This is a genomic window from Streptomyces sp. NPDC059092 (assembly GCF_042756365.1).
Classification (GTDB): Bacteria; Actinomycetota; Actinomycetes; order Streptomycetales; family Streptomycetaceae; genus Streptomyces.
Genome location: NZ_JBHZEJ010000003.1, coordinates 57241 through 67561 on the forward strand (window position 1 = coordinate 57241; position 10321 = coordinate 67561).

The window sequence follows — 10321 nt, forward strand, 5'->3', positions numbered from 1 at the left end:
ACGGGGGGGTGGCGACGCGGGCGGAAGGAAATGGGATGGCCGAAGAGGGCAGGGACGGAGCTGCCCGGCCGACCGGCGCGGCCGAGGTGGCCGAGGCGGTGGAGATGCGGGCCGCGCTGGGGCGGCTGCGCAGGACGACCGGGCTGCCCGTCGCCTTCGGCGGGCTCCTGCCCGAGTCGGGGCACCTGCGGATCGCCGAGCTGAACGGCACGGCGACCGGCGCGCTGCGCACCCTGGCGATCTCCTCGGGCAACGGCCTGGGCGGCAAGTCCATGGCGCTGTCGCGGCCCTGCGCGGTGACGGACTACGCGGTGGCCCGCCACATCAGCCACGAGTACGACGCGGCGGTGGCGGCGGAGGGCCTGCGCTCGGTGCTGGCGGTGCCGGTGGTCGTACGGCGCAAGGTGCGCGGCGTCCTGTACGGGGCCCTGCGCAGCGCCCTGCCGATCGGCGAACGCACCTTCGACGCCGCGGTGGCCGCCGCGCGCGACGTGGAACAGGCCCTGGTCGTACGGGACGAGGTGCGGCGGCTCCTCTCGGCGACCCGGGAGCTGCCGGCGGGCCCGGACGCCTGGGAAGAGGTCCGCGCGGCCCACAGCGCACTGCGGGCCCTGGCGCCCCGGATACTCGACACGGAGCTGCGCGAGGAACTGCTCACCGTCTGCGGCCGTCTCGCGGGCGCGGCCGGCCCCGCGGGCCCCCGGCGCGGTCAGCCGCCGCCGATGGCGCTGGCGCCACGCGAGACGGACGTACTGGCCTGCGTCGCGGCGGGCTCGACCAACGCGAAGACGGCCGAACTGCTGGGGCTGCGCCCGGAGACGGTGAAGGGCTATCTCCGGTCGGCGATGCGCAAGCTGGGCGCGCACACGCGGCTGGAAGCGGTGGTGGCGGCGCGCCGGGCGGGGCTGCTGCCGTAGGAGCGTCAGGAGTTCGGGGCTTGCGGACCCGGTGCGGCGGCCTGCCTCGGCCGGGAGTCCTCACCGGGAAGCCCCGGCCGGGACGGCGTCGGTGGGGTGTCTCTGCTCGCGCCGGGCGGCAGGCCGGTGACGCGTTTGAAGGCGCGGCTGAAAGCGGCCTGAGAGGTGTAGCCGAGGCGTTGCGCCACGGACTGGATCGGCGCTGTGTCCTGGGCCAGCCACTGGCCGGCGAGGAGCATCCGCAGCTCCGTGGCGTAGCGGAGGGGCGGCATGCCGATCGTCGTCTGGAACCGGTCCGCGAAGACGGACCGGGAGACATGACACTCCGCTGCCAGCTCCGCCACGGTCCAGTGATGCCCGGGCTGCCTGTGCAGGGCCAGGATGGCGCGCGCCAGGCGGGGGTCGCGCAACGCGGCCACGAGGCCGGAGGTGTTGTCGCATCCGCATTCGATCCAGCCCCGCACGATCATGGCCGCCGCCACTTCGGCCAGACGGGCGAGGATGCCGGCGAAGCCCACGCGCGCGGAGCAGACTTCGCGCCTCATGGACGTGAGGATCGGCATGAGCCCCGGGTAACGCTTTCCTTCGGCATCGACCACGATGACATCGGGCATCAACTGGCTGATGCCCTGCATTCCGCCGAGGTCGAACTCCATGGAGCCGGTGAAGAGGATCGCGCTGGGGGTCGGGGCGGCGCTCGGGCAGGCATCCACGTCACCCACCGTGTCGCCTAGTGGGACCGTATCGAAACTGTCCATGCCCCGGGCCGGTACGTCCGGACCGGAGAGCAGGTGATGGGACTCGCCGTGGGGCATGAACACGGCGTTACCGGCCGAGAGCGCGTGGACCGTTCCGTCCTCGGTGCGCAGGACGGCGGAGCCGACGGCGAGGAAGTGGAAAGAGGCGCGTCCTGGCTCGGCGTCGAAATGGAGGCCGAACCGCGGGCCGACATGGACGCGGCGGTACCGCACACCGCGCAGCCGCATGCTGGTCAGCAGTTCGCTGATGAGGTCGGACGACAGGGCGAACTGCCCCGCGGCCGTCCCGCCCGGGGTTTCGGTCAAATATCGTGGACTTTCCGTCATAGCTCATCCTGAAATTCGCCTTTAGGTTTGACTTCAACGTCTCACGCGATGAGCAGGAGAAGCAAAAAGTTGAGTAGTGATATGTGCGCCACCGTGCCCGATGCCGATCCTGGCAAAGCGGCCGACGCGGAACGGGTACCGCCCGAACCGGCCTCATCGTCCTGGGCGGCGGTGTTCTCGCTGGCGATGGGTGTTTTCGGGTTGCTGACGGCGGAGTATCTGCCGACCAGCTTGTTGACTCCGATGGCCGCCGACCTGGGAGTGTCCGAAGCTCTGGCGGGCCAGGCGGTGACCGTCACCGCGGTGGCGGCGATGCTTTCCGGATTGTTGACGGCGAGCCTCACCCGGAGGATCGACCGAAGGATCGTGCTGCTCGGCTTCACGGTCCTGATGATCGTGTCCAATCTGCTGGTGGCCGTGGCCGCCGACATGACCGTGCTGTTGCTGATGCGCGTCCTGCTGGGTGTCGCACTCGGTGGCTTCTGGAGCATGGCGGCGGCGGTGGCGATGCGCCTGGTGCCCGCGGCTCTGGTCCCGCGTGCGGTGTCGGTCATCTTCAGTGGCATCGCGGTGGCGACCGTCGTGGCGGTGCCGCTCGGCAGCTACCTCGGCGAGCTGTCCGGTTGGCGCAGCACCTTCCTGGCGGCGGCCGCGCTCGGAGTCGTCACGTTGGTGTTCCAGTGGTTCGCGCTGCCCCGGATGGCACCCCGGGGCACGGCACGGCTGGGCACGTTGTGGGAAGTACTGCGCCGTCCGGGATTCGGGGTGGGCATCGCGGGGATGCTGCTCGTCCACATCGGGCACTACGCGCTGTTCACGTATATCCGGCCCGCGCTGGAAAACGTGGTGAAAGTCGACGTCGATGAGCTGGCACTGCTGTTGTTCGTCTTCGGAGTGGCGAACTTCGCGGGCACGCTGGTGGCCGGATGGCTTCTGGAGATCAGCCTGCGCCTGACGTTGACACTGACGCCGGCGCTGATGGGCGTCGCGGCACTGGGCCTGGCGCTGCTTCCCGCTGGACGAGTGGGATACGTGGCTCTGGTGGTCCTCTGGGGCCTGGCCTTCGGCGGCGTGTCGGTGGCATGGTCGAACTGGGCGACTCGCATGGTTCCCGACCAGGCGGAAAGCGCGGGCGGGCTCGTGGTGGTGGGCGTGCAGTCCGCCATCGCCGGCGGGGCCGCCGCGGGCGGTGTGATGTTCGGCATCGGCGGCGCCGTCACCGTATTCGCCATCTCCGGCGTCGTGTTGCTCGCCTCGGCGCTGCTGATCGTACTGCGGGTCGAAGCGCCCGGACACCGGGCAGGAGCTGATGCATCGACGCGGTCCTGAGCGTCGCGGCCGACGCGCGAGGACGCGGCGGTCGGCGTCGGGCGGCGGCTTTCGACAACGCGGCGAGGTGCCGTTCCGGACGCCGGGAACCCGCCCGGCGCTGCGGGGCGGGCTCCCGGTCCCGCGATGCCGGCGGGCCTCAGCTCCGGCGGGACGGGCGCGAGCGCTCCCTGGGGCGGGCCAGCACGTCGTACGGGTGCGGCAGCGGACGCCGGCTCGCCGCTGTCAGGCGCGCCTCCTGTTCCGGGGTCAGCTCCCAGCCGCACGCGCCCAGGTTGTCCGTCAACTGCTCCAGGGTGCGCGCCCCGATGATCGGGGCCGTCACGCCCGGACGCTGCAGCAGCCAGCGCAGTGCCACCTGGGCCGGGGTGCGCCCGGTCTCGTCGGCGACCGCGAGCACCGCGTCCACGACCCCCCACGTCTCCTCGGTGTCCCGGTCCCGCCAGCTCTCCCTGCCCTGCTGTTCCTGTACGGCGGCCTCGCGTGAGCCCGCGGGCGCGGCCGTCATGCCGCGCCGGTACTTGCCCGAAAGCCAGCCGCCCTGCAGCGGGCTCCACGGGATCACACCGACACCCTCCGCCTCGCTCAACGGAAGCAGTTCCCACTCCAGTTCGCGTGCCAGGAGGTTGTAGAGCGGCTGCAGACAGACGAACGGCTCCCAGCGGTGGAACCGTGCCACATCGAGCGCCTTCTGCAACTGCGACGGCGTCACGCTGCTCGCTCCCAGATAGCGCACCTTGCCGTCCCGTACGAGCGTGTCCAGCGTCGAGAGGGTCTCCTCGATCGGTGTCTCCACGTCCCACATGTGCGTCTGGTACAGGTCGATGTAGTCCGTGCCGAGGCGGCGCAGACTGCCTTCGACGGCCGTCAGGATGTGCTTGCGGCTCAGGCCCGACCCGTTCCCCCCGCCCTCTCCCATCGAACCGAACACTTTGGTGGCGATGACGAGTTCGTCGCGGTTCCCGCGGTTCTTGAGCCAGCGGCCCAGGACCTCTTCGGACGCACCGGCGCCGTAGATGTCGGCCGTGTCGATGAACGTGCCGCCCGCCTCCGTGAACGCGTCCAGCATGCGGTGTGACACCGCCTCGTCCGCGCTGCCGCCGAACGTCATGGTGCCCAGGCACAGTTCGCTGACGCGCAGCCCCGTCCCGCCCAGAAACCGCTGCTCCAACCGCTGTGGCTGCTCCATGGATCGCGCCCCGTCCCTCGGTCGACCGATGGGAACACCCAAGACGTGAGGGCCGACAGGCGCAAGGGAATTTCAGGACCTGGGCCGCGAGCCGGTGTCCGGGGTTTGCGGCCGCCAGAGTGCGCGGCCCGCTGCACCAACCGCTGGTGGGTGCGGGCGTCCTACTGTACGAGGGGCACCTTCCCGCATCCCACCAGCGAGGAGTACCAGGCCGTGAACGTCGAGATTTCCGCGCACGTGTGCGAAACCGCCCCCCAACTCGGCGCCGGCGTCCGCTACGCCCTGAAGGTTCTGGCCGGCCAGTTGGCCGACGATCCGGACAGGGGCCGGCCCTCGGATCTGCCCGGCATCCTCACCGTGACGGTCGACGGCGACGTGTTCGAGGACTGTCCCGATCTGGCCGTCGGCTACATCCGGGAGCCCGACCGGATCGAGATCCGGTACGTGAACCTGGCCCCCGGCGCCGAGCCCGCCGCGGACGTCCGGGAACAAGACCAGGAGCAGGAGGCCGACCCTGTAGCCGACGCGGTCACCGGACGGGAGATCGCCGATGCCTGGCAGCGCATCACCCGCCGGCTCCAGGCCGACGCCGCCGAATCCCACGCCGCGCTCCGCGCCGGTGCCGGCCCTGCCGCCGTCAACGCTCTGGAACACGACCTCGGCGTCCGGATACCCTCCGGCCTGCGCGCCCTGTGGTTCCTGACCGCAGGCGACGACGGGGTCAACGGCCGGGGATGCCTGCCCGGCAACCAGGCACTGATGACCCTGGACCAGATAGCTGCCTTCTACCGGCAGCAGATGGACTCCCAGGCCCATGAGGACACTCTCAACGCCCACCGCCCCGAACACGATCGATTCACCCTGTGGAAGGCAGCCTGGATTCCGGTCATCTCCTTCGGCCCGGCCGACCGTACCTCCGGCCTGTACCTGGACGCCGCGACCGGCTACCTGGGCCCCTGGTCCCGCTACAACGAAAGCCCCGGCGAAGAACTCGACACGCTGGTCACCTACCTGGAAGAGGCCGCCGACATGCTCGAAGCCCCCGCCCTGGCCACCCGGGACACACCCGGCCGGATCGGCGGCACACTGGTGTGGGGCAGCAGGCTCGACGCCCAGCAGGAAGAGCAGTGGCAGCCCCTGACCACCACATGAGAAGAGTGCCGGCCTTGTGGGCACCGCCGACCGCTTCGGGCTCTCCAAGCCAACCGTTCCTACTTCAGTGAGCGGAAGTGAGTCTTGGACCCACGTCCCGGCACTGCGCGCATCTCGAACGGTTTGGGATGCACCGGTCTCCCGCGTTCCCTGTGGCGTCCCCGTTCGGTGACGCGCATCGCGTGCACGCTCCGTGACGGGCGGGCGGGTTTCCTCACGTCCTCGGGTACCGAGGTCGGCCTGGACGGTCCGACGCCCCACACAATCACTCTGGTCATGTGGGGGCGGTGTCGTACGTCGCCGGATCGGGAGCCCGAGGGCGCGTCGCCCGATCGCGATACCGGCGGCATCGTGGCGGAACATCTTGCGTCGTGGTCTTGGTCGAAGTGAAGTGCTGATACGTCACACTGCGGGATTCGCCTCGGTGGTTCTCTCGACCCATCGGAGACAATCGGGTGCTCCGGCGATCAACGGCAGCGCCACGACTTCTGGCTTGTCCCACGGATGGTGACTCAGTAGGTGAGCTTCAAGTTCGGCGTAACGATCTGCTCGCGTCTTGAAGAGGAGTTGCCACTCTTCGCTCGTTCCGTATCGGCCTTGGTGCCAGAACACGGAGATCACCGGGCCCACGATCTGGGCTCCCGCCGCGAGTCGTGCCATGACCGCCGACTCCGCCAACGCCACAGCTTGCTCGCGGTTCTCCGTCGCCGTAGACACCTGCCAAATACCAGTCATACAGGGGATGGTATCGGCGGCAGGCCCACCACTTGCAGGAGCGCTACCGAGCCGTGCGGACAGATCCGGTCCGTATCGGGGCCCAGGAAACGGGGAAGCGGCCCGGGGAATCCCCGGGCCGCCTGCCTTGCGTGGCGCCGCGCGTTACGGCGCCGTCGGCCGGCGCGAGGGGCGCGCCAGGGTGTAGCCGGCGATGCCCGCGAGCGCGCCGAGCACGCCCCCGGCGAGGGTCCACAGCCAGCGGTCCGACCACCAGCCGGAGGACCAGCCGCCCTCCGGTTCGACTCCGGACGCGGCGAGTCGCGCGCCCTCGGCGGACGCGCCGCCGCCCTCCTGGGAGACGGTGGTGCGGCCGGGCGTCAGCGGTACGGCCAGCTTGCCGTCGACCGCGTGGGCGCCGCCCTGGTCGGGGGTCTCGGCCTTGATCTCCGCCCGCACCGGCAGGCCGAGGTCCTTCTCCTGGGCGTCCCGGACGGTGAGCCGTACGTAGTAGCTGCCGGGCAGCGGATCGTTGGACCACGGCTCGGCCCACGCCCGTACGGTACGGAGCACGCAGCGCAGCTCGACCGTGCTCGCGTCGGCCGCGAGCGCCTTCGTCTGGGCGCCGTACACGCACGGCTGGCGGCGGCGCAGACCGTCGTAGACGTCCACCTGCCAGGTGGCCGAGCCCTTCCGGGCGGCGGCGGACTCGGGGAGCGTGACCTTGGCGGTGACGCTGGCGCGCTGCCCGGTGTCCACGGGGAAGACCCAGTAGAGGTAGTCGCCCGAGGAGCCGTCCGCCGTGGCCGTCTGGCCCGGCCGGAAGGCGGTGGCCGTACGGAAGGACGTGCCGGCCTCGGTCGGCGCCTGCGCGCCCTCGGAGTCGTCGGTGGCGTCGGTGGAGGGCGAGGGGGACTCGTCCGCGACGGCGGCGCCCGCAGTGCCGAGGAGCAGCGCTCCCGCGAGCAGGACCCCGGTGACCAGGGACCGCGAGGCCCTGGTGGGTGTGAACAGGCCGACGATACGCATCAGTTGCTTCTCCAGACGATACGCAGGCGCGAGATCCAGCCCCACAGCAGTCCGGCGAGCAGACCGGTGAGCGCCAGGACGCCGAGGAGCCACCAGCCGCGGCCGAGGCCGAACGCGGCGATGTCGGAGGCCGTGTCGGGCGCGTCGACGAGGTCGACGGTCAGCTCGACGGGCAGGCCCGGGGTGGTCTTGACGGAGGCGGGTGCGGAGAAGGCGTTGCTGACCTGGAGGCAGACCGTCTCGGCGGCCGGTTTCTCGTCGCCGTCCAGTTCCTCGTCGGCGTCGGACTCCGGCTTCGGATAGCGCAGCCCGGCCGAGATCACGTCCGTACGTCCGTCGCCCGCTTCGGAGCCGCGGACGATCTCCCGGCCGTGGACGGTCACGGCGCGCAGCAGCACACCGTAGTCCTGGTCGACGGCGCGGTCGGCGGCGACGCTCACCGAGGCGCGCAGTTCCTGACCCGGGAGGACGTCCACGCGGTACCAGCGGTGCTCGGAGAACTTCTCGCGGTCGCTGTAGAGCCCGGGTTTGATCGTCGGGGCGTCGGCGCAGCGCGTGGCGCCCTCGGTCGCGACGGGCGTGACGACGGGGTCGGCGGCGCGGTCGACCAACTGGGTGACCCGGCGCGAGAGTTCGTCGGTGTGCTGGACGGAGGTGAAGGTGCCGCCGGTGGCCTCGGCGATGCAGGTGAGCTGCCGGCGGGTCTTGTCGTCGGGGACGAGGCCCAGGGTGTCGATGGTGAGGTGGATGCCCTTGGCGGCGATCTCCCGCGCGACCTCGCAGGGGTCGAGGGGTGCGCAGGTGTCCTCGCCGTCGGTGATCAGGACGATCCGGCGGGTGGCGCCGTCGTCCCCTTCGAGGTCCTGGGCGGCGCCGAGGAGGGCCGGGCCGATGGGCGTCCAGCCGGTGGGGGCGAGGGTGGCGACGGCGGTCTTCGCCTCCGTACGGTCCAGCGGTCCGACGGGGTAGAGCTGCTTGGTGTCCTTGCAGCCGACCTTGGTGTCCTTGCCCGGGTAGTCGGCGCCGAGCGTACGGATGCCCAGCTCCACCTCCTGCGGAACGGCGTCGAGCACCTCGTTGAACGCCTGTTTCGCGGCTGCCATCCGGGACTGGCCGTCGATGTCGCGGGTCCGCATCGAGCCGCTGACGTCGAGGACGAGATCGACCTTCGGTGCCGGCCCGCCGGCGGGTTCATCGGCGGCGGCAGCGGCGGGAGGAAAGAGTCCTACGGCCAGGGTGGCCACCAGACCGCACACGGCGGCTGCCGACCGTCTACTTATGATCATCGCCGGATGATAGTGATAACGCACCCGGTGGGACAAACGGAAAGTGACGGTCCGTCAGCATGTCGTACGGGAGGTGACGGACCGGTGTCCCGGACGGTACCGGGGATACACCTCAGGGTGATTTCGTGCATGGGAGCGCTCCCAGTGGTTGGATGACTGAAGCCCGTGTCCTGCGCACCGATCAGGCCGGGCTCAGGCTGACTGGAGGTCGCACGATGGTGACGAAGGCACGCACGGGCCAGCCCACCCTGGAGGAGGTCGCCGCGCTCGCGGGCGTCGGCCGGGGCACGGTCTCCCGCGTCATCAACAACTCGCCGCGCGTGAAGGACACCACCCGGCACCTGGTCGAACAGGCGATCGCCCAGCTCGGCTACATACCCAACCGTGCCGCCCGCGCGCTCGCCGGAAGCCGTACGGACGCGGTCGCGCTGGTCATACCGGAGACCGAGAAGCGGTTCTTCGCCGAGCCGTACTTCTCCGACATCGTGCACGGCGTGGGCGACGGGCTCGCCGACACCGACCTCCAGCTCCTGCTCACCCTCGTCCGCACGGAGAGCGAGCGGCAGCGCTTCCTCCAGTACGCGCGGGCCCGCCGGATCGACGGCGTCCTGCTGGTCTCCGTGCACGGCAGCGACCCGCTGCCCGATCTGCTCGCGGAGATGGAGATGCCGACGGTCCTGAGCGGCCGGCGCTCCGGCGAGGAGTCCGTCTCGTACGTCGACTCGGACAACGTGGGAGGCGCCCGGACCGCCGTGCGCCACCTCTGGGAGTCCGGGCGGCGCACGATCGCCACGATCACCGGGCCGCTGGACATGTACGTGGCGCAGTGCCGGCTCCGGGGGTACGAGGAGGCCGTACGGGACACGCCGGACGGCGGTCAGGGCCCCGGCCCCGCGTGGATCGCGCACGGCGACTTCACGGAGGAGAGCGGACGCCGCGCGATGACGGAGCTGCTGACCCGCAACCCGGACATCGACGCGGTGTTCGCGGCCTCCGACGTGATGGCGGTGGGCGCCCTGCACGCGCTGCGGGCGGCGGGCCGCAGGGTGCCCGAGGACGTGGCCGTGGTGGGGTTCGACGACTCCCCCATCGCACGCCACACCGATCCCCCGCTGACGTCCGTACGGCAGCCGGTGGAGGAGATGGGCCGCACGATGGCCCGGGTGCTGCTGGAGACGATCAACGACTCCTCGGCGGCCTGGCAGCACGTGCTGCTCCGTACGGAACTGGTGCGGCGCGCTTCCGGGTGACGCACGGGGGCGTGACGCGCCTCGGGGTGACGCGCGGGGGTGGTGACGCACCGGCGCGTCACCACCCCCGGAGAACCACCCCGCGCGCCGGCCGACAACACCACGGCCCAACCACCCGCCGCCGCACCGGTCTTGACAACGGCCGACGCCTCGACAAGGCTCATGGGAGCGCTCCCACACCGGAGGAGGCGGTTCCTACATCGCCGCCCCGCTCGGACTGCCGTAACCCGGCGCGGGGGCGCGACCCTGCCCAACAGGCGGGCTGTGGCGGCGGGGCGCGCCCGCGGCCTGGGGGGGGGCGGGGGGCTCGCCCGCCCCGCGGCCCCCGCGCGGCGGCGGGGGGCGCGCGGCGCGGCCCGGCCCCCCCCGC

The 10321-nt window shown here is 71.3% G+C and carries 9 protein-coding genes and 1 pseudogene; 4 read left to right on the forward strand and 6 right to left on the reverse strand.

Going from position 1 to position 10321, the window contains the following annotated elements; translation table 11 throughout:
• Nucleotides 1-35 precede the first annotated feature (35 nt).
• Nucleotides 36-917, forward strand: coding sequence for a response regulator transcription factor (locus ACFXPL_RS02845; RefSeq protein WP_384911389.1), 882 nt, complete (start codon nucleotides 36-38; stop codon nucleotides 915-917).
• Between the two features lie 5 nt (nucleotides 918-922).
• Here the strand turns inward: ACFXPL_RS02845 and ACFXPL_RS02850 are convergent, their stop codons facing one another.
• Nucleotides 923-1981 (reverse strand): AraC family transcriptional regulator, encoded by a 1059-nt coding sequence (locus ACFXPL_RS02850; RefSeq protein WP_384911392.1) that lies wholly within the window; start codon nucleotides 1979-1981, stop codon nucleotides 923-925.
• 102 nt (nucleotides 1982-2083) lie between these two features.
• On the opposite strand from ACFXPL_RS02850, the gene ACFXPL_RS02855 reads away from it, so the two are divergent.
• Complete coding sequence (locus tag ACFXPL_RS02855; protein ID WP_384911395.1) at nucleotides 2084-3331, forward strand: MFS transporter; 1248 nt, start codon at nucleotides 2084-2086, stop codon at nucleotides 3329-3331.
• Nucleotides 3332-3470: 139 nt separating this feature from the next.
• Here the strand turns inward: ACFXPL_RS02855 and ACFXPL_RS02860 are convergent, their stop codons facing one another.
• Nucleotides 3471-4502 (reverse strand): aldo/keto reductase, encoded by a 1032-nt coding sequence (locus tag ACFXPL_RS02860; RefSeq protein WP_384911810.1) that lies wholly within the window; start codon nucleotides 4500-4502, stop codon nucleotides 3471-3473.
• Nucleotides 4503-4733: 231 nt separating this feature from the next.
• Between ACFXPL_RS02860 and ACFXPL_RS02865 the strand changes: the two genes are divergently transcribed.
• Nucleotides 4734-5672 (forward strand): hypothetical protein, encoded by a 939-nt coding sequence (locus tag ACFXPL_RS02865; protein WP_384911398.1) that lies wholly within the window; start codon nucleotides 4734-4736, stop codon nucleotides 5670-5672.
• Nucleotides 5673-5735: 63 nt separating this feature from the next.
• On the opposite strand, the pseudogene ACFXPL_RS02870 reads toward ACFXPL_RS02865, so the two are convergent.
• From ACFXPL_RS02870 to ACFXPL_RS02885, 4 genes and pseudogenes are all read right to left on the reverse strand, one after another.
• Nucleotides 5736-6041: pseudogene (locus tag ACFXPL_RS02870) on the reverse strand (IS200/IS605 family accessory protein TnpB-related protein); the annotation flags it as partial.
• A 33-nt stretch (nucleotides 6042-6074) separates the two neighbouring features.
• Nucleotides 6075-6407: a divalent-cation tolerance protein CutA gene (gene cutA / locus ACFXPL_RS02875; RefSeq protein ID WP_384911401.1), complete on the reverse strand. Its 333-nt coding sequence runs from the start codon at nucleotides 6405-6407 to the stop codon at nucleotides 6075-6077.
• A gap of 144 nt (nucleotides 6408-6551) precedes the next feature.
• The gene (locus tag ACFXPL_RS02880) at nucleotides 6552-7415 is read right to left on the reverse strand and encodes a hypothetical protein (protein ID WP_384911404.1); all 864 of its coding nucleotides are present in this window, start codon (nucleotides 7413-7415) and stop codon (nucleotides 6552-6554) included.
• Entirely contained in the window at nucleotides 7415-8701 is a 1287-nt protein-coding gene (locus tag ACFXPL_RS02885; protein ID WP_384911407.1) for a VWA domain-containing protein, read from the reverse strand. The genes ACFXPL_RS02880 and ACFXPL_RS02885 overlap by 1 nt, the downstream gene beginning before the upstream one ends.
• 215 nt (nucleotides 8702-8916) lie before the next feature.
• On the opposite strand from ACFXPL_RS02885, the gene ACFXPL_RS02890 reads away from it, so the two are divergent.
• Nucleotides 8917-9951, forward strand: coding sequence for a LacI family DNA-binding transcriptional regulator (locus tag ACFXPL_RS02890; protein WP_384911813.1), 1035 nt, complete (start codon nucleotides 8917-8919; stop codon nucleotides 9949-9951).
• The last annotated feature ends 370 nt before the right edge of the window (nucleotides 9952-10321 follow it).

Bases quoted from the DNA above. Each gene is read 5' to 3' on its own strand.
- ACFXPL_RS02885 (WP_384911407.1), bottom strand. From the start codon at position 8,701: ATGATCATAAGTAGACGGTCGGCAGCCGCCGTGTGCGGTCTGGTGGCC.
- ACFXPL_RS02890 (WP_384911813.1), top strand. From the start codon at position 8,917: ATGGTGACGAAGGCACGCACGGGCCAGCCCACCCTGGAGGAGGTCGCC.
- ACFXPL_RS02845 (WP_384911389.1), top strand. From the start codon at position 36: ATGGCCGAAGAGGGCAGGGACGGAGCTGCCCGGCCGACCGGCGCGGCC.
- ACFXPL_RS02880 (WP_384911404.1), bottom strand. From the start codon at position 7,415: ATGCGTATCGTCGGCCTGTTCACACCCACCAGGGCCTCGCGGTCCCTG.
- ACFXPL_RS02855 (WP_384911395.1), top strand. From the start codon at position 2,084: ATGTGCGCCACCGTGCCCGATGCCGATCCTGGCAAAGCGGCCGACGCG.
- cutA (WP_384911401.1), bottom strand. From the start codon at position 6,407: ATGACTGGTATTTGGCAGGTGTCTACGGCGACGGAGAACCGCGAGCAA.